General features: G+C 65.3%; 19 protein-coding genes. 10 read left to right on the top strand and 9 right to left on the bottom strand.

Features of this window, described 5'->3' with window-relative positions; all coding sequences use genetic code 11:
• The first annotated feature begins 1 nt into the window (after position 1).
• The gene (locus tag I6F17_RS18830; protein ID WP_225130782.1) at positions 2-478 is read left to right on the top strand and encodes a MarR family transcriptional regulator; all 477 of its coding nucleotides are present in this window, start codon (positions 2-4) and stop codon (positions 476-478) included.
• On the opposite strand, the gene I6F17_RS18825 is transcribed toward I6F17_RS18830, so the two are convergent.
• The 3 genes from I6F17_RS18825 to I6F17_RS18815 form a co-directional block, all read right to left on the bottom strand.
• The gene (locus tag I6F17_RS18825) at positions 447-1,703 is read right to left on the bottom strand and encodes an O-antigen ligase family protein (protein ID WP_225130772.1); all 1,257 of its coding nucleotides are present in this window, start codon (positions 1,701-1,703) and stop codon (positions 447-449) included. The genes I6F17_RS18830 and I6F17_RS18825 overlap by 32 nt on opposite strands.
• A 155-nt stretch (positions 1,704-1,858) precedes the next feature.
• Positions 1,859-3,409, bottom strand: coding sequence for an undecaprenyl-phosphate glucose phosphotransferase (locus I6F17_RS18820; RefSeq protein ID WP_225130773.1), 1,551 nt, complete (start codon positions 3,407-3,409; stop codon positions 1,859-1,861).
• Between the two features lie 117 nt (positions 3,410-3,526).
• Positions 3,527-4,660: a glycosyltransferase family 4 protein gene (locus tag I6F17_RS18815; protein ID WP_225130774.1), complete on the bottom strand. Its 1,134-nt coding sequence runs from the start codon at positions 4,658-4,660 to the stop codon at positions 3,527-3,529.
• Positions 4,661-4,862: 202 nt separating this feature from the next.
• Here I6F17_RS18815 and I6F17_RS18810 point away from each other — a divergent pair, with 202 nt between their 5' ends.
• Complete coding sequence (locus tag I6F17_RS18810; RefSeq protein ID WP_225130775.1) at positions 4,863-7,208, top strand: exopolysaccharide transport family protein; 2,346 nt, start codon at positions 4,863-4,865, stop codon at positions 7,206-7,208.
• Positions 7,209-7,480: 272 nt separating this feature from the next.
• On the opposite strand, the gene I6F17_RS18805 is transcribed toward I6F17_RS18810, so the two are convergent.
• A complete protein-coding gene (locus I6F17_RS18805; RefSeq protein WP_225130776.1) occupies positions 7,481-8,662 on the bottom strand; it encodes a GNAT family N-acetyltransferase in 1,182 nt (393 codons plus the stop codon).
• A gap of 128 nt (positions 8,663-8,790) precedes the next feature.
• On the opposite strand from I6F17_RS18805, the gene I6F17_RS18800 reads away from it, so the two are divergent.
• On the top strand, positions 8,791-9,837 hold the full coding sequence (locus tag I6F17_RS18800) for a polysaccharide deacetylase family protein (protein WP_225130777.1): 1,047 nt from the start codon (positions 8,791-8,793) through the stop codon (positions 9,835-9,837).
• Here I6F17_RS18800 and I6F17_RS18795 read toward each other — a convergent pair.
• Positions 9,821-10,042, bottom strand: coding sequence for a DUF2842 domain-containing protein (locus I6F17_RS18795; protein WP_036010340.1), 222 nt, complete (start codon positions 10,040-10,042; stop codon positions 9,821-9,823). The two genes, I6F17_RS18800 and I6F17_RS18795, sit on opposite strands and share 17 nt — an antisense overlap.
• A gap of 110 nt (positions 10,043-10,152) precedes the next feature.
• Between I6F17_RS18795 and I6F17_RS18790 the strand changes: the two genes are divergently transcribed.
• Positions 10,153-11,235 (top strand): COX15/CtaA family protein, encoded by a 1,083-nt coding sequence (locus I6F17_RS18790; protein WP_225130779.1) that lies wholly within the window; start codon positions 10,153-10,155, stop codon positions 11,233-11,235.
• A 19-nt stretch (positions 11,236-11,254) separates the two neighbouring features.
• Here I6F17_RS18790 and I6F17_RS18785 read toward each other — a convergent pair whose 3' ends face one another.
• The 4 genes from I6F17_RS18785 to I6F17_RS18770 all read right to left on the bottom strand — a co-directional run bounded on the left by I6F17_RS18785 (position 11,255) and on the right by I6F17_RS18770 (position 14,654).
• On the bottom strand, positions 11,255-11,599 hold the full coding sequence (locus I6F17_RS18785; RefSeq protein ID WP_036025406.1) for a hypothetical protein: 345 nt from the start codon (positions 11,597-11,599) through the stop codon (positions 11,255-11,257).
• 106 nt (positions 11,600-11,705) lie between these two features.
• On the bottom strand, positions 11,706-12,986 hold the full coding sequence (locus I6F17_RS18780; protein WP_036039097.1) for an O-acetylhomoserine aminocarboxypropyltransferase: 1,281 nt from the start codon (positions 12,984-12,986) through the stop codon (positions 11,706-11,708).
• 150 nt (positions 12,987-13,136) lie between these two features.
• Positions 13,137-13,721 carry a CoA-binding protein gene (locus I6F17_RS18775; protein WP_036010322.1) on the bottom strand — a complete coding sequence of 195 codons (585 nt, stop codon included), beginning with the start codon at positions 13,719-13,721 and terminating at the stop codon, positions 13,137-13,139.
• A 108-nt stretch (positions 13,722-13,829) separates the two neighbouring features.
• Positions 13,830-14,654, bottom strand: coding sequence for an enoyl-CoA hydratase (locus I6F17_RS18770; RefSeq protein WP_225130780.1), 825 nt, complete (start codon positions 14,652-14,654; stop codon positions 13,830-13,832).
• 84 nt (positions 14,655-14,738) lie between these two features.
• Here I6F17_RS18770 and I6F17_RS18765 point away from each other — a divergent pair, with 84 nt between their 5' ends.
• The 6 genes from I6F17_RS18765 (at position 14,739) to I6F17_RS18740 (ending at position 18,419) form a co-directional block, all read left to right on the top strand.
• Positions 14,739-15,167: a PaaI family thioesterase gene (locus I6F17_RS18765; protein WP_225124039.1), complete on the top strand. Its 429-nt coding sequence runs from the start codon at positions 14,739-14,741 to the stop codon at positions 15,165-15,167.
• A gap of 159 nt (positions 15,168-15,326) precedes the next feature.
• Positions 15,327-15,791 (top strand): 50S ribosomal protein L13, encoded by a 465-nt coding sequence (rplM, locus tag I6F17_RS18760; protein ID WP_018642440.1) that lies wholly within the window; start codon positions 15,327-15,329, stop codon positions 15,789-15,791.
• Position 15,792: 1 nt separating this feature from the next.
• Complete coding sequence (gene rpsI, locus I6F17_RS18755; RefSeq protein ID WP_018642439.1) at positions 15,793-16,272, top strand: 30S ribosomal protein S9; 480 nt, start codon at positions 15,793-15,795, stop codon at positions 16,270-16,272.
• 229 nt (positions 16,273-16,501) lie between these two features.
• Entirely contained in the window at positions 16,502-17,722 is a 1,221-nt protein-coding gene (locus I6F17_RS18750; RefSeq protein ID WP_036039091.1) for a GGDEF domain-containing protein, read from the top strand.
• Between the two features lie 60 nt (positions 17,723-17,782).
• Positions 17,783-18,019 (top strand): hypothetical protein, encoded by a 237-nt coding sequence (locus I6F17_RS18745; RefSeq protein WP_036039089.1) that lies wholly within the window; start codon positions 17,783-17,785, stop codon positions 18,017-18,019.
• Between the two features lie 100 nt (positions 18,020-18,119).
• Entirely contained in the window at positions 18,120-18,419 is a 300-nt protein-coding gene (locus tag I6F17_RS18740) for an antibiotic biosynthesis monooxygenase family protein (protein ID WP_036039087.1), read from the top strand.
• Positions 18,420-18,421: the final 2 nt, after the last annotated feature.

The following is an 18,421-nucleotide window of genomic DNA, read 5'->3' as shown; positions in this document are numbered from 1 at the left end:
CATGCGCAGGTCCTCCGCGCAGGGCGTGCTCTACGGCCAGACCGTCGCCAACGTTGCCGGAATTGCCAATTCCGACCTCGAATGCATGGACATCCTGTATCTCGAGGGCCGCGTCACGGCAGGGCGGCTCGCCGAGGTCACCGGCCTGACCACCGGTGCCATCACCGGTGTTGTCGACCGGCTCGAAAAGGCGGGCCTGGTGCGGCGCGAAAGAGACGAGAAGGATCGTCGCAAGGTCTTCATCGCGGTCGTGCCGGAGGCGATCGCCGGCCTCGGCCAGTATTACGTGCCGATGCAGCAGGCGATGGAGAACGTCTGCAGCGGCTATTCCGACGAGGAATTGCGGCTGCTGCTTCGCTTCTCCAATGAAGCATACAAGGGCACGCTCGCGGCGACCGAGGCCCTGAAAGCTCTGCTCGACACGCCGCCGGAAAAGCGGCCGGATCTCAAGCTGAAGAAGCGTCCTCGCCGGACCTGAGCTTGTAGGCTTGCGCGGCTGCGATCATCCCCCACACTGCGCCCAGCATCATCCAGAAGTGCCGCCAGTGGTCGGTGTCGATCACGAAGCTTTCGCCGACGGTGCCGAGGAAGGCGGAAAAGACCGCGAGGTAGGCGCGCTGCCACGGCACACGGATGAAGACGTGGCGGAAACCCATGATGACGGTGGTGAACACCAGCGCGGGATAGCACACGCCGGAGAGCCAGCCGCCGGACATGAAGGCGTTGAGGTAGGAATTGTGGGTGTCCTCGGGGAAGTAGCGGTTGAATTGCAATGGACCGATGCCGAACGGCAGATCGAGCGCCATCTCCGCACCCAGGATGTGCCGGCCGAACCGGCCGAAGCGGCCTTCGTCATAGCTCTGGCCGAAGCTCGCGCGCTGCTTGAACATCTCCGCCGTGGAATCGAGCGACAGCAGCACGGCGATCAGCGCGAGGCCGAGCACCGCGGCAACGACCGCCATGATGACGATGCGCGAACGTTGCGCATTGGTGCGGCTGGTCAGCACCATCAGCGCCAGCATGAAGGCGGAGGTCAGCACCAGGCCGCCCCAGGCCGCACGCGAGAAGGCGAGCAGGATCGCCAGTGACATGATGCCGAAGGCGATGACGTTGCGGAATGCCTTGGCCAGTTTATCGGAGACCACGCTCTGAAGCGCGAACAGCGCCGGCAGGATCAGGTAGGCGCCGAGCACGTTCGGGTCCTTGAAGGTGCCGCGCGCGCGGCCGTAGAGCGTCAAGAGGTCGTTGCCGCCGGGAACCAGGTGGAAGTAGCCGGCGATCGCCAGCAGCGAGGCAATCATCGCGCCGACCACGAGGCCGCGGCGCAGCATGTCGAGCCGGGCCTCGGTGTCCTCGGAGATGACCATGGCGAAGAACACCACGGTCACCGCCATGTACCAGGAGGTCGCGATCCAGCTCACCACCTCCGTCCGCTCGTACAGCGGAATCGCGCTGATGGTGTAGCCGACATTGAGCAGGATCAGCATCAACAGCAGCGGCATCAGCACGAGCCGCAGGCGCAGGCCGGTGGCGAAAAAGATGACGGTCGCGAGCAGCGTCGCGATCTCGTAAGGGCTCGGTTCGATGAAGACGATGGCGCCAGAGGCGCCGACCAGCCACACCAGCGCGCGCTGCAACGCCAGCACGCCGGGCGCGGCCGTTGCGGCTGCGTTCACTCCACCGGCTGTCGCCGCATACGCCATCACACGCTCATACGCTTACGCAACTCATGCGCCACAACACAGCCGTCATCGCCCGGCTTGACCGGGCGATCCAGTACTCCGCGGCGCCTATCGTGGAAACCACTGGCGCTACGGAGTACTGGATGCCCCGCCTACGCGGGGCATGACAGAGAAACTCAATACGCGTTCTCGTTCTTGGTCAGCAGCGAGACCGGCGTCTTCAGGAGAATGACGAGGTCGAACAGCACCGACCAGTTCTCGATGTAATAGAGGTCGAACTCGACGCGCTTCTGGATCTTCTCTTCGTTGTCGATCTCGCCGCGCCAGCCGTTGATCTGGGCCCAACCGGTGATGCCCGGCTTGACGCGGTGGCGGGCGAAATAGCCGTCCACGGCTTCGTCGAACAGCCGGCTCTGCAGCTTGCCCTGCACCGCATGCGGGCGCGGGCCGACCAGCGACAGATTGCCTGAAAACACCACGTTGAAGAGCTGCGGCAGCTCGTCCAGGCTGGTCTTGCGGATGAAGCGGCCGACGCGGGTGACGCGCGGATCGTTCTTGGTCACCACCTTCGAGGCGGTCGGGTCGGCCTGATGGTGGTACATCGAGCGGAACTTGTAGACGTCGATGCGCTCGTTGTTGAAGCCGAACCGCTTCTGTCGGAACAGCACCGGGCCGGGGCTGTCGAGCTTCACGGCGAGCGCAACCAACGCCATCACCGGCAGGGCTGCGAGCAGCGCAAGGCTGCCGACGATACGGTCGAACAGCCATTTCATCACCAGGTCCCAATCGGTGATCGGCGCCTCGAACACGTCGAGCGTCGGCACCTCGCCGAGATAGGAATAGGAGCGGGGCCGGAAGCGCAGCTTGTTGGTGTGCGCGGAGAGGCGGATGTCGACCGGCAGCACCCAGAGCTTCTTCAGCATCTCCAGGATGCGCGTCTCCGCCGAGATCGGCAGCGCGAACAGCACGAGGTCGACGCGGGTGCGGCGGGCGAACTCGACGATGTCGTCGACCTTGCCGAGCTTGCGCGCGCCGGCGCAGGTGTCGAGCGCGCGGCTGTCGTTGCGGTCGTCGAACACGCCGAGCACGTGGATGTCGGAATCCTCCTGCGCCTTCAGCGCCTCGACCAGCTGCTCGCCATTGCTGTCGGAGCCGACGATGATGGTGCGGCGGTCGAGCCGGCCCTGGCGCGCCCAGCCGCGCACCAGCTGGCGCAGCACCAGCCGCGAGGCCATCAGCGCCGCGAGCCCGAGGACATAGAAGGCGGCAAGCCATAGCCGCGACACCTCGCTGCCGAACTTGGCGAAGAACGAGATGCCGATGAACAGCAGGAAGACGAACGACCAGGACGAGATCATCCGTGTCATCTGCCGCAGCTGCCCGCGGAATAGCTGAACCTGGTAGATATCGGCGGCCTGGAAGCAGACGACGGCGGCGATGGCGACGGCGACGACCTGCGCGGGATAGACCCAGCTGAAGACGCCGGCGAGCGGCAGGACGTAGCCGAGATAGAGCGCGATGCCGACGAAGCTCAGCAGCGCGAAGTCGGCGAGGCGAACGAAGCCCGCGATCACGATCGGCGAATAGGCGCGGGCGACCTTCTGGTTGACGACTTCGAGTGCGGCGGGCGACAGCCGGCGCCGGCGCTCGACGAAAGGCTGGTCAGCGGGCTTCGCTGCGGCGCTGGTCGCGGCGTCGAGCATCGAGCGTGCGTTGAGCGGTTCCACGGGCGTCCACGTCCATTCCAGAACCCGCGGCGCGGCCTTGCGCGCCCGGGCAAGCATCCCCTGGCGCTTCGATTATCGGACAAATCGGAAGATTTTCTAAAGCAGGATTAAGGATGGTTAATGATTGGCAAATGCGTCGCGATAGCCGGCGAGTACGCCCTCGACCATTGCGGCTTGCGAGAAATGCGCGGAGATGCGCTGGCGCAAGGAGAGTGCGCGTTGCGCGGTCGTTTGCGGATCGTCCAACGCTGCGGCGATCGCCTCCGCCATGGCCTCGGGATCGCTGGGCGCGAACAGCGCGGGGCTGTCGACGCCCAAGATCTCGGGGATGCCGCCGATCTTGGATGCGATCATAGGAATGCCCGCGGCACCGGCCTCGATCACGACGTAAGGCATGGAATCGCCGCGCGAGGGGACGACGAGCAGCCGCCCCTTGGAGAAGCCGTAGCGCGCCTTGACGTGACCGATGAAGCGGATGGCGTTCGCGAGGCCAAGCCGCTCGACCTGCGCCTTCAGCGCGGCCGTCTCCTCGCCGTCGCCGCCGAGCGTGAGCGTGACCTTCTTGCCGCCCTCGTGCAAGCGCGCCACGGCATCGACCAGCAGGTCGGCGCCCTTGATGTGCCTGAACTCGCCGACATAGCAGAGGTCGGTCGCATCCTCGGCGGTGATGACCGGCTCGAATTCCTCCGGCGTCACGCCATTGAAAACGCAATGCACCACGCCCTTCGGCGTGCCGACGATGCGTTGATAGGTGTCGCGGGCAAAGGCGCTCTCGAACAGGAACAGGTCCGTCGAGTCCATCAGCGTGCGTTCGAGCCGCGCGTAGAATTCGCCTTTGAAGGTGTTGAGCGGATAATGCAGCGAGCCGCCATGCGGGGTGTAGATCCGGATCGTGTCGTCCGAGCGCCGCCGCATGCGGATGAAGGCACCGGCCTTGGCGCCGTGGCCGTGCAGCACGTCGGGCTTGAGCGTGGCGATGAGCCGCCGCATGCGGAGCCATACCATGACGTCATCGGGCGACGGCTCGCGGCGGATCGCCATGCGGTGGACGCCGAGCTTCAGGCGCGGCGCAAGCTCGGTCAGCGCCTTGTCGGCGCGCTCGCCGCCGGTGAGGCTGTCGGCGAGGATGCCGACATGATGGCCGCGGTCAACCTGGCCGTTGGCGACGTCGAGGATGTGGCGGAAGATGCCGCCGACCGGAGCGCGCACGGCGTGAAGGATGCGAAGCGGCCGGTCGGGAGAGGGGGGCATGATCAAAACCAGCTCGACGGCGACTTGCCGAACAATTCTCACGAAATAATCGAGATGGATTAAGGGGCCTCGTGGTTAACAAACGGTGACGGGTCGACGTGCACAAGGCGCGGGTCGTCACGATTAACCCAGCGGCAACCTTAATGGAGTGTAATCGCCCCGGTTGAGGTAGAGTCGCAGTGTTGCCCTGCGGGAGTGTTCGATGCGTTTAGCGTTCTGGCGTGCCGGCAAGGACAAGGCTGTGATCGCGCGGGCCGTCGCGAAGTCCAAAGGCGAAGCTGCGCCCAAGAGCGAAACGAAGGCCGAAAAGCGCGAAGCGGAAGCCGAAAAGATCGAAGCCAAGGTTGAGGCCAAGATCGAAGCGAAGCCCGAAGCGAAGCCCGCGCCCGTCATCGCCAAGCCTGGGCTGGTCGAATCCGGCGACATCGACCTGCACGCGCTCGGTGCGGCCCTGGCGCGCAAGCGCGGCTGGGTCATCGTGCCGACGGTGCTGGCGCTCGTTGCCTCGCTCGCCATCGTCAATCTCGTCACGCCGCGCTACAAATCTGAAACCCGGATTCTGATCGACGGCCGCGAGAACGTGTTCCTGCGTCCGAACAGCGACCGCACCGAGGAGCGGCAGGCGCTCGATGCCGAGGCCGTCACCAGCCAGGTGCAACTGGTGCTGTCGCGCGATCTGGCGCGCGAGATCATCAAGAAGAACAAGCTCGCCGAGCGCCCCGAATTCGATCCGGTGCTGCAGGGCATCTCGCCGCTGAAGTCGCTTGCCGCGTTGATCGGTATCGTCCGCGATCCGTTCGCGATGACGCCGGAAGAGCGCGTGCTCGATTCCTATTACGAGCGACTTTCGGCCTACGCCGTCGACAAGTCGCGCGTGATCGTGGTCGAATTCCAGTCCGCCGATCCCGAGCTCGCCGCGCGCGTCGCCAACTCGATCGCCGACGGCTATCTCGTGCTGCAGCAGGCCGCGCGCCAGGAGCAGGCCAAGAACGCCAGCCAATGGCTGGCCGGCGAGATCGAGAGTTTGCGCAAGAAGGTCTCGGACGCCGAAGCCAGGGTCGAGGACTTCCGTTCCAAGTCCAGCCTGTTCGTCGGAACCAACAACACCACGCTGTCAAACCAGCAGATGGGCGAGGTCAATACCCAGCTCAACAATGCGCGCTCGATGAAGGCGGATGCGGAATCCAAGGCACGGCTGATCAAGGAGATGCTCCAGAGCGGCAAGCCGATCGAGGCATCCGAGGTCGTGAACTCCGAATTGATGCGCCGGCTGTCGGAGCAGAGGGTCACGCTGCGCGCCCAGCTCGCCGAGCAATCGTCGACGCTGCTCGGCAATCATCCCCGGATCAAGGAGCTGAAAGCGCAGCTCGGCGACCTCGACAATCAGATCCGCGATGAAGCCGCCAAGATCTCGCGCTCGCTCGAGAACGACGCCCGCATCGCCAGCGGCCGGGTCGATGGCCTCACCGTGAGCCTCGAGCAGCTCAAGAAGCAGGCGGCCTCCACCAACGGCCAGGACGTCCAGCTCCGCGCGCTGGAGCGGGAAGCCAAGGCGCAGCGCGATCTGCTCGAGACCTATCTTGCCAAGTACCGCGAGGCCAACACCCGCGAGACCATCGACACCGCGCCGACCGACGGCCGCATCATCTCGCGTGCCATCGTCTCGAACACGCCGGCCTATCCGAAGAAGCTGCCGATCGTGCTGATCGCGACGATCGCAACGCTGCTGCTCTCGTCCGGTGTCGTCGTCACCGGCGAGCTGCTGCGCCAGACCGCGCCGCTGGCGGCAATGGGCCTTGCGCAGGCGCCGGTGCGCCAGGAGCCGCTGGTCGTTCAGCGCGCCATCGAGCCCGCGGTCGACAGGGGCAGCGAACCCATGTTGGATCCGGTGTTGGCGGAGCCCGCGCCGCTGCAGCCGGAGATGACGGCCGATTTGGATACGAGCGAATTCGCCGAGATCGAACGTCTGGCCGACGAACTGCGTGCCGCAGGCACTGCGGCCAAGAAGGTCACGGTGCTCGGCACGGCGCCCGGCGAAGCCATCACGCTGTCGACGCTGACGCTGGCGCGGAATCTGGCGCGCGATGCACGCGTCGTCGTGGTCGATCTCGCCGCGTCCTCGCCGACCATTGCCGCAGTCTCCGCCGATGCGCAGGCTCCCGGCCTTGCCGAGCTGATGCAGGGCGAGGCCTCGTTCGCGCAAGTCATCACACGGGACAAGCTGTCGCGGCTGCATCTGGTGATGGCCGGCCGTCCCGGCTTCGACCGCAGCCTGCTGCAGTCGCCGCGCGTCGCACTCGCGATCGACGCGCTGCTGCGCGCTTACGACCACGTGCTGATCGATGCCGGCAGCGCCTCCGACCTTCCGGCCGAGCTGCTCACCGCGCATGCCCGCGCCGTCGTGGTGCCCGACGCCGCGATGGCAGCGGATGCGCGCGCGCAGATGTGCGAGCAGCTTAGAGCCGTCGGCTTCAGCGCGGTGGCGATGCTGAGCAAGCCGGTGCAGCCGTCCGATGCCGCCGAGACGCCGCGCGTGGTGGCGGCGTAGGCGAGGGCGCTCGCCGTCGATTTTCTTCAGTTTCCGCGCGGTCTCTCTCTCACCCTCCCCTGGTGGGAGAGGGTCGATCGCGCGCAGCGCGAGCGGGGTGGGGTGATCTCTCCACTCGGGCACCTGTTGGATGTGGAGAGACCGTCACCCCGTCTCACATTACGCTGCGCTCCATGTGAGCCGACCCGCGGGCGAGCTACGCTCGTCCCGGACCCCTCCAGGGGAGGGTAAGGGGCAGTTTCACAAGTGGAGAGAGCGAGAGGGTCCAGCGTCTACCCGAACGCCTGCCGCAGCCGGCGGGCCATGTCGAACAGCATCTGATTCTGCTTCACCAGCCGCTTGCCGTGGCTGAGCGAGGACATCGCCATGGCCGCAAGCTTGCCGCGCGAGGTCAGGGGGACGAAGCTGTCGAAGATCGCCTCGTCGTCCTTGCAGAACATCCGCTTGTAATCGTCCGAGCCGATGCCGAGGTCGAGCGAGCGGTAGCCGCGTTCGCCATAGCGGTCGATGATGTAGCGCATCAGGATCAGGCCGGGGCTGTAGCGGGCGTGCTCGGACATCGTGTAGGTGTTGAACATCATCGAGAAGCGCTCGCCGTCGGCGACGCCGGCGAAGATCGCGATCACCTCCTCGTCGCATTCCAGCGCATGGATGTCGATGACATGACCTTCGCCGCGTGGCGCGAGGCAGGCGCTGCGGACGAACCGCTCGACGCCGGGTTCGGCGAAGACGTTCGGCAGCTTCTGCTCCGCCATCCGCGCCGGCTTGACGCGGAAGAACCAATCCAGCAGGCGAATGATGTCTGCGTCCGACGTCGCCAGGTGATAACGGTAGCCGGCGAGGGACTGAAGCTTCTTTTCCTTGCTCTTGAGGCGGCGGCGGAGGGAATTGCCGATGCGCGATGCCGGCGGGCCGCCCGGCTCCATCGCCAGTCGCGGGCAGCCGTTGATCGCGCGCTGCCGCGGCAGGGCTGCAAACGGGTTCTGCTGGTCGTGCCAGCGCTCGGGCTGCTGTGTCAGCGCGAGCACGTCGACGTGCTCGCCGAGCGGCGCAAGCAGTGCATCGAGATCGGCGCTGGCGGCCTCTGCTGCGAACTCGGCGTTCCACAGGCCCATGTTGAAGGTGGTGTGCTTGCCGCCCATGAAGCCGGCGGTGCGCACGCCGTGGCCCTGCCGCAGCGAGAGCGGCAGCAGCAGGAGCGGGCGGCGATCGGCGTCGCGGGCGATCACGATGAACGGCAGGGCACCTTCACGGGCGCCGACCAGCCGCTGCCAGGGGTCGAGCAGGTCGAAGCGCTGGTAGGGCGTGAAAAGATGGCCACTGGCCTCGAAGCCGCGCCAGACCGCCTCGGCCTCGGCGAGATCGGTGACGATGTCGACCTGTGCGATACGGCTCGCTCTCGACCGCGCTGGCGCTTCTGCCGTCCGGCTTTGCATCGCCGCAGCCATGGTCATTCGCGAAACCTGTCGAGAAATCGAAAATACGTATTTCGGCCCGTGGCCGACCTTTGCAAACAAAGGTCAACAAAGGGTAATGACTTGGGCGAGGGAACTGACCGCCGGCGCGCGCGAAGGGTGGGATTTTGGCTTCCGACGACAGATGGCTGGAACGGCTGCGCCTCGAGCTGGCCTGGTTCACCGGCCAGGCCATGCTGCGCAGTCGCGGTGCCGGCGCCATCCTGCGTTTCCGCTACGTGCGGCCTCGGCGGCGCGGATTTCAGCCGCTGCGCGAGCACGAGATCACGCCGCAATTCCTCGATCGCGCCATCCGCGCGCTGAAGCGGTGGAACTACGATTTTCTCGGCATGGACGAGGTCTGCCGGCGCGCGGTGATGCTGCCGGAGAAGCGTCGCTTCGTGGCGCTGACCTTCGATGGCGCCGGCAAGGATCTCATCACCTACGCCTATCCGGTGCTGGCGCGTCACGCGGTGCCTTTTACGATCTATGTGCCGACCGCTTTTCCCGACGGCGTCGGCGAGGCCTGGTGGATCGGGCTGGAGCAGGTGATCGCGCGCGAGAGCCGCATCGACCTGATGATGGGCGACCAGGAGCAGCGCTTCACGGTCGCCGACAAGGCCGGGAAGCAGGCGCTGTTCTCGCATCTGGAGAGCTGGCTGCGCTCGCTGCCGCCGGCGGATCTGTCGGCCGTGATCGCCGATCTCTGTACGCGCTACCGGATCGACCTCGCCGCGCTCTCGCGCGAGGCGTCGATGGATTGGGAGGATCTCGCCAGGCTCGCCGGCGATCCGCTCGTGACGATCGGCAGCGCAACGGTGAACTATCCGATGCTGGCCAACATGAAGGACGCGGCCGCACTGCGCGAGATGACGATGGGCAAGGCCGTGGCGGAATCGGCTTTCAACCGCGAGATCAGGCATTTCGCCTATCCGTTCGGCGACCGCGCTTCGTTCCGGCGCAGCCACGTCGTGATGGCGGAGCAGGCGGGCTTCGCCAGCGCGGCCTCGACGATCCCGGGCATCGTGGAGGCGGAGGGACGGACGAACTTGCGCGCGCTGCCGCGGATCTCCTGGGACGGGCGGGTGCGCTCGCTGCGGATGCTGCGCGTGCTGGTGTCGGGCGCCGCTTTTGCGCCGGTGCGGCCGACCGGGAGCGCTACGAGCCAGACCTGAGGCGATCGGGCCGCTGCATCCAGCTCACGATCGGCATCGCCGGCAGCACCCAGCCCATGCCGACCACGACGTAGTAGATCGCCTGCCGCCAGCCGGATTCGGCGATCCACGGCATCTGCGCCGCCGCCATGCCGAGCAGGGCCCAAACGGTGGCCAGCACCAGGAGCAGGATGGCGCCGAGGAACTTGCGGGTGCGGATCGTCATGGCGGGAACTTTAAGGCTTTCGCGTTACTTGCGCTGCGGGAGCGGGGGACTATAAGGGGCACTCAACCGGGTTCAAGTCTCTTCGCCACAGGCTTGGTTTTGTCCTTGAAATGACGACGAATTCCGCCCCATCCGAGCCGCATCGCGCCGTGCGCTGGTGGCTGATCTGTGTGGCCGCGCTGATCGCACTGATGGTGCTGGTTGGCGGTGCGACACGGCTGACGGAATCGGGCCTGTCGATCGTCGAATGGAAGCCGGTCACGGGCAGTGTTCCGCCGCTGTCGGAAGCGGCATGGGCCGAGGCGTTCGAGGCCTACAAGAAGATCCCGCAATATCGCGAGCTCAATTCAGGCATGAGCCTGTCCGAGTTCAAGACGATCTTCTGGTGGGAATGGAGCCACCGGCTGCTCGGCCGCTTCATCGGCGTCGCCTATCTCCTGCCGTTTCTGTACTTCCTATGGCGCGGCGGACTGTCGGGTGAGCTGAAGCGCAGGCTGTGGCTGCTGTTCGCGCTCGGCGGCCTCCAGGGGGCGGTCGGCTGGTGGATGGTGGCCTCGGGCCTGACGGAACGCACCGAGGTGTCGCAATATCGGCTGGCGACGCATCTTTCGCTCGCGCTCCTGATTTTCGCCGGGATCGTCTGGGCGGTGCGGCGGCTCGAGCAGCGGCCGCAGATCGCGGCGCCGGCTCGGCTGCGGTTCACGAGCGCGCTGCTGCTCGCGGTGACCTTCGTGCAGATCTATTTCGGTGCGCTGGTCGCTGGCTTGCGTGCCGGGCGGGCCTACAACACCTGGCCTGAGATCGATGGGGCGCTCATCCCCTCGGCGGAACGGCTGTGGTTCGAGACACCGTGGTGGCGCAACATGTTCGACAATGTGCTGACGGTGCAGTTCGAGCATCGCATGACCGCCTACGTGTTGATCGTGCTGGCGCTGCTGCATGCGATCGACGCGGTGCGCTCGCGTGCAGGTGCGGCCGCGAGCGGCGCGTTGTGGCTGTTCGCGGCGGTGAGCGTGCAGGCGGTGCTTGGCATCCTCACGCTGCTCAACCAGGTGCCGATCGATCTCGCGCTGACCCACCAGGCGGTTGCGATCGTGGTGTTGACGCTGGCAGTGATGCAGGTGGAGCGGCTGGCGTCACGGCAGTCTGTGCAGGCGCAGCCGCGCGCGGTCCCCGTGGGTCAGCCCGGCTGATCACCATCAGCCCGGCTGATCAGCAATAGCCGTAGACGCCGCACGCATAGGGCAGGCGCCAGAAATAATCGACCTGTTTCCCGCCGTAATAGGCGCCCTGATAATCGTAGCTCCAGGGGCGGCCGTAATAGCCAGGCAAGGTGTGGGAGCCCGGCAGCAGCGGCGTGCCCGGCAGGTTGCGGATGTAGCTGCCGATGCCGTAGGCCGGCGAGATCAGCGCATCCGGATCGGTTTCGACATAGACCTGAGGTGGGTCCTGCGGCGGCCCGGCCGCGCGCCGCTTCGGCGTCGCCGGCAGATCGGCGGCAATGGCCGCCGAGGCCGTCAGCATCACAGCCAGAGCGGGCACCATCCAGCGCAGCATCGTCGGCTCCGAATCAAAGGGGCGATCCAAGCACGATGTATGAGGCAGATATGGTTAATGAGGATTAACCGACGGCGGCCAAAACGGCCGCCGTCGTTCCCAGGCGCTACGCCCCCAGCGCCTGTTCCAGATCCGCGATCAGGTCTTCCTTGTCCTCGATACCGACCGAGATCCGGACCACGTCCGGGCCGGCGCCGGACTTGATCTTGGCGGCGTCGTCGAGCTGGCTGTGCGTGGTCGAGGCCGGATGGATCACCAGCGAGCGGGTGTCGCCGACATTGGCGAGGTGCGAGAACAGCTGCAGCTTCGACACCAGGCTGACTCCGGCGTCATAGCCGCCCTTCAGGCTGAAGGTGAACACCGCGCCGGCGCCCTTTGGTGCGTATTTGCGCGCGAGCTGATTGTACTTGTCGCTCGGCAGCCCGGCATAGCTCACCGAGGCCACCGCCGGATGTCCCGCGAGGTATTCGGCAACGGCTTTGGCATTGTCGCAGTGCTTCTGCATGCGCAGCGGCAGCGTCTCGATGCCGGTCAGGATCATGAAGGCGTTGAACGGCGACAACGCCGGGCCGAGGTCGCGCAGGCCGAGCACGCGGCAGGCGATTGCGAAGGCGAAATTGCCAAACGTCTCCTGCAGCCGGATGCCGTGATATTCGGGGCGCGGTTCCGACAGCATCGGATATTTGCCCCCCGTGGACCAGTCGAAGGTGCCGGCATCGACGATGATGCCGCCGAGGGAATTGCCGTGGCCGCCCAGGAATTTCGTCAGCGAGTGCACGACGATGTCAGCGCCATGATCGATCGGACGGATCAGATAGGGCGAGGCTAGCGTGTTGTCGACGATCAGCGGCACGCCCGCCTTGCGCGCCACGGTCGAGATCGCCTCGATGTCGGTGATGCTGCCGGCGGGGTTGGCGATGGACTCGATGAAGATCGCTTTCGTGCGCGGCGTCACCGCACGCTCGAAGCTCGCGATATCGTCGGGATCGGCCCACACCACGTTCCAGCCAAAGCTCTTGAAGGCGTGCGTGAACTGGTTGATCGAGCCGCCATAGAGCTTTCGCGCGGCGATGAATTCGTCGCCGGGTTGAAGCAGCTGCTGCAGCACCACGACCTGCGCGGCATGGCCGGAAGCGACCGCGAGCGCGGCCGTGCCGCCTTCGAGCGCGGCGACGCGCTCTTCCAGCACCGCATTGGTAGGATTACCGATGCGGGTATAGATGTTGCCGAACGCCTGCAGGCCGAACAGCGAGGCGGCGTGATCGGCATCGTTGAAGACGAAAGAGGTCGTTTGATAAATCGGAGTCGCGCGCGCGCCGGTGGTGGGGTCGGGCTGTGCACCGGCATGCACGGCGAGCGTTGAAAATCCCGGAAGGCGATCGCTCATTTGGGCGTCCTGTTCTTGTGGCCTGAAATTCGCGCGGCATGCTGATCGGCGCCGTGCCCGCCGTCAAGGCGCGGCGTCACATCGGAATCATTTTGGGAACGATCGTGCTGCGCATTGTCGCGTTTGCGAAACGAAGCCTTCGCAATCGCGTCAGCTTTGCTCGCTCTTGTTCTTCGCAGCGCGATCCGATGCGGCGGTGTCGCCACCGCCGACACTCATCCGATTGAGGGACAGCCTCATGCCCTGCGTCGGCGCCGGCGCGCGCTTGGAGCTGAGCGTGCGCGAATTCACGCCCATCCAGGAGATTTCTGACGACAGGCGGCCATATTCGATCTTGGGGCAGCGGTTCATGACCACCTTGATCCCGACTGATTCCGCTTTCGCGGCCGCCGCATCGTCGCGCGCGCCGAGCTGCATCCAGATCACCTTCGGCAGCGGGTCGAGCGTGAGCGCCTCCTCGACGACGGGCATGATGTGGCTGGAGTTGCGGAAGATGTCGACCATGTCGACGGGGCGGCCGATATCCGACAGTGATGCGACGAACGGCTTTCCGAGCAGCTCCTTGCCGACATGGCCGGGATTGACCGGGATCATGTCGTAGCCGCGCTGCATCAGGTATTTGAACGCGAAATAGCTCGGCCGCACATTGACCGGCGAGGCCCCGACCATCGCGATGGATTTCACGCTGTTGAGGATGCCGCGGATGTAATTGTCGGGATAGGCGTCGTGGTTCATTGGTCGTTCTTCTTTCTTGTCATTGCGAGGAGCAAAGCGACGAAGCAATCCAGGCTGTTTCCGCGGAGGGATTCCTGGATTGCTTCGCTTCGCTCGCAATGACGAATTTCATTCATCCCGCCATGTCGGCGCGCGCTTCTCGATGAAGGCGCCGATGCCTTCCTCGGCGTCGCGCGCCATCATGTTCTCGGTCATCACCTCTGCGGCATAGCGATAGGCGTCTGCAAGGCTCATCTCGGCCTGGCGGTAGAAGGCCTCCTTGCCGAGCTTGATCGTGTAGGCGGATTTCAACGCGACCTGTTGCGCGAGCTCGATCGCGGCGCCGAGTTCGGTGCCGGCGGGAACGACACGGTTGACGAGCCCGATCTCGCGGGCGCGGTCGGCCGTGACAGGCTCGCCCGTCAGCAGCATCTCCATGGCCTGCTTGCGCGGGACGTTGCGCGACAGCGCCACCATCGGGGTCGAGCAGAACAGGCCGATATCGACGCCGGGTGTAGCGAACTTCGCCTCGTGCGATGCGATCGCAAGATCGCAGCTGGCGACGAGCTGGCAGCCGGCAGCGGTCGCGATGCCCTGGACGGCCGCGACCACGGGCTTCGGCAGATGCACGACGGCCTGCATCATGGCGCTGCAGGCCGTCATGATCTGCGCAAAATAAGCCCGACCCCGATCCGGATCGGTGCGGCGCGCGGTCAGTTCCTTTATGTCGTGGCCGGCGGAAAAAGCGGGGCCGTTGGCCGCGATGACGGCCGCGCGGATGTGCTTGTCTTCCGCGATCGCGTTGAGGCTCGCATGCAGCTGTCCGATCATCGCCTCGGAAAGGCTGTTGCGCGCGGCTGGTCGGTTCAGCGTGAGCACGGCGACGCTGCCGACGATCTCGCGCAGCAGGATCGGCGGTTGCGGGGTGGGGGCGCGGGCGGCCTGAACGGACATCGAAGCGTTTCCGTTGGATTATTGCATTTGAATGACGCAGCTAACTTAATGTAACAGGGCAAGTGAAGCGAGGGTGGGAACAGCATGGCGGCAGCGAAAATGAGCGTGGCGGAGCTCGAGCGGTTCCTCCGCCACGAGTTTCCCCAGGCCTTCAGCGGCGACGACATCACGATCGAAAGCGCGGACGGACAGACCTGCCTTCTGCGGCAGCGCTACAGCGAAAAGATGCTGCGACCGGGCGGCACCGTGTCCGGCCCGACGCTGATGGCCTTGGCCGATTTCGCCATGTACGTGGTGCTGCTGTCTGCCATCGGGCCGATCGGGCTCGCCGTGACCACCAATCTCAACATCAACTTCCTGCGCAAGGGCCAGCCCGGCCAGGACGTGCTGGCCGAGGCCCGGCTGCTCAAGCTCGGCAAGCGCCTTGCGGTCGGGGAGGTGAACCTCTTGTCCGGGACCTCACCCGATCCGATCGCCCATGTCACCTCGACCTATTCCATTCCAAACGTTTGAGCTTTTTGCAGGTAATATGGCACCATATTTTTAAGTTATTGAGTTTGCTTAGCTATTTTCGGCTCTAGGGCATTGACCGTTGCGCCGCTCTTCTCTAGAACCGCGCGCAGTCTGGTGCGGTGTTCGCGCCGATATCTCCCGTCCACGGAAACTCCGACAATGAAAACCTTTTCGGCAAAGCCGGCTGAGGTGACGAAGAAGTGGGTGCTGATCGACGCCAAGGGTCTGGTCGTCGGCCGCCTCGCCACCATCGTCGCCATGCGCCTGCGCGGCAAGCACCTCCCGACCTACACCCCGCACGTCGATTGCGGCGACAACGTCATCATCATCAACGCGCAGCATGCGGTCCTCACCGGTCGCAAGCGCGAGCAGAAGACCTACTACAAGCACACCGGCTATGTCGGCCACGTCAAGGAGCGCACCGCGCGCCAGATCCTCGAAGGCCGTCATCCCGAGCGCGTGCTCGAGAAGGCCGTCGAGCGCATGATCCCGCGTGGTCCGCTCGGCCGCGTGCAGATGGGTAACCTCCGTGTCTACGGCGGCGCCGATCATCCGCACGAGGCGCAGCAGCCCGAGAAGATCGATATCGCCAAGTTGAACCGCAAGAACACGAGGGCCGCATAACATGGCCGAATCCATTCAGTCGCTCGACCAGCTCTCGCAGCTCAAGACGGCGGCCGCGCCCGAGGCGCCCAAGCACGAGAAGAAGGTCGACAAGTTCAACCGCGCTTACGCCACCGGCAAGCGCAAGGACGCGGTCGCCCGCGTCTGGATCAAGCCAGGCGCCGGCAAGGTCACCGTCAACTCGCGCGAGGTCGAGGTCTATTTCGCCCGTCCCGTGCTGCGCATGATGATCGAGCAGCCGTTCTCCGTGGCCCAGCGTTCGGGCCAGTACGACGTGATCTGCACCGTCGCCGGCGGCGGCCTGTCCGGCCAGGCCGGCGCGGTCCGTCACGGCATCTCCAAGGCGCTCACCTATTTCGAGCCGGAGCTGCGCTCCGTGCTCAAGAAGGGCGGCTTCCTCACCCGCGACTCGCGCGTGGTCGAGCGCAAGAAGTACGGTAAGGCCAAGGCCCGCCGGTCCTTCCAGTTCTCGAAGCGTTAATCGCTTTTGTCGCATTCGCCGCGAAAGCGGCTTCAATGAGATGCAAAAGGGCGCTGATTTCAGCGCCCTTTTTGTTGTTCGTTTGTATGCAAATTGATGGCGTGTTTCCCGAAAACTTAGGGACCGGCGAAAACCTGAATGGAACCCGCGAGACCTAGCGTCGCCTTCGGAAGGGCGCGCAAATCGGCTGGGCCGATCGCGTAACTGCTATGTTCTAGAGGGGGCCGACATGATGTCGCTCGATAGCATCACGCTCTATTTGGTCGCCACCATGGTCGCCGCACTGCTCGGCGCCATGATGGTGTTTTTCGGCAAGCAGGAGAACAGCCCGGCGCTGAAATGGTGGGGCACCGCCTATCTGCTCGGTGCCGCCTCCGTCGCGCTATGGACCGCGGCGGGCGACAGGCTGGGGCCGCACATTTACCTTGCACTGAACGCGGTCGGTTTCGTCGCCTGCGGCATGGTCTGGAACGCGGCGCGCGTCTTCCACGGCCGCAACCCGAACTGGCCGGGGCTCGTGCTCGGCGCGCTCGCCTGGGTCGCTGCTGCGACGCTGCTCGATCCCGCTTCATCGATGCTGCGCATGCTCGTCGGTGCCGGCATCGTCTCGGTGTACGCGGCGCTGACTGCGAGCGAGCTCTGGACCGAACGGCGCAAGAGCGTGCAACGGCGCTGGCCCGCCTTCGTGATGCCGGTGATGCACGGCTGCGTGTTGATGCTGCCGATCCTGATCGGCAGCTTCCTGCGCCCGCATGATGCCGGCTTCTCCTCGAGCATCTGGGTCACCGTGTTCGCGGTCGAGCTCATACTCTATGCCGTCGGTACCGTGTTCGTGATCTTCATGCTGGTGTCGGAACGCACCGTCACCGCGCACCGGACGGCGGCATCGACCGATCCCTTGACCGGCATGCTCAACCGGCGTGGCTTCTCGGAGGCTTGTGCGCGCGTGATCGAGCGCGAGGCCAAGGCCGGGCGGCCGGTGACCGTGATGATCTTCGACATCGACCATTTCAAATCGATCAACGACCGCTTCGGCCATCCCGCCGGCGACGAGATGCTGAAGCTGTTCTCCACCGTCGTGGTCACCAATTTGCGCATCTCCGACCTGTCGGGCCGCATCGGCGGCGAGGAGTTCGCCGCGCTATTGCCGTGCTCGCTGGAGGAGGGCGTGCTGGTCGCCGAGCGCGTGCGCGAGGCGTTCGAGACCTCCGGCGTCGTGGTCGACGAAGGCCCGGTCGACACCACCGTCAGCATCGGCGTTGCCGGAGGTCCGGCCGGCACCGAGCTGGAGGTGCTGCTGGCCTCGGCCGACACCGCGCTCTATCAGGCCAAGCGCGGCGGCCGCAACCGCGTCGAGGCGGCCGAGGAGCTGCCGCTGTCGCTGGAGAACTGGCGCCGCCAGAGCGCGGCGCGGACCGGCGCACCGCAGGCGCGCCCGGTCACCGCGTGAGAATGCGGGGCGGGCTTGCGGTAAATCTCTGTTTACCATTCGATCCCTACCATTGTGGTAATGGAATCAATCCGTCGACAGAATCCGCAAGCCGCCCTGATGTCGCTCGAAGCCGAGGCTGCCTCGGCCCGCAGCGGTTTCGCCTGTCTGTTCTCCACCGCGGACGAATACGAGACGGCGCTGATCACCGAGCGCCGCGCGCAAGGACGCTACACGCAGCAACGCAGCTACTGGCCGTTCGTGCTGTTCGCGGGTTGTGCGCTGATCGTCGCGGGCACGGTCCTGCTGTTCGCCTGACAGGCCTGCATTTCCAGACTGGGCAGGGCGCCGCTTCAGCGCCTTTTTCTTTGTCGCCATCTGCGGTAGACACGGCCATCAACAAAAGGGTGGAAAGCCGATGATCACCGAGATCGCGCAAATCGACGTCAAGCCGGGCAGCGAGAAGGATTTTGAGGCGGCCGTTGCCAAGGCCAAGGCTGCTTTCGGCCGCTCCAAGGGCTTTCACGGCTTCGAGCTGCACAAGTCGATCGAGAAGCCGCAGCGTTACCGGCTGATGGTGAAATGGGCGACGCTGGAGAACCACACCGTGGACTTCCGCGGCTCGGAGAATTTCACCGAATGGCGCGGCCTGGTCGGCCAGTATTTTGCCGCGCCTCCCGAGGTCGAGCACACTGAGACCGTGCTGACCACGGAATGAGT

Origin of the sequence: Bradyrhizobium sp. NBAIM18 (assembly GCF_020193825.1) — a bacterium.
Lineage (GTDB): Bacteria > Pseudomonadota > Alphaproteobacteria > Rhizobiales > Xanthobacteraceae > Bradyrhizobium > Bradyrhizobium yuanmingense.
This window is presented reverse-complemented; position numbering and strand designations above follow the sequence as displayed.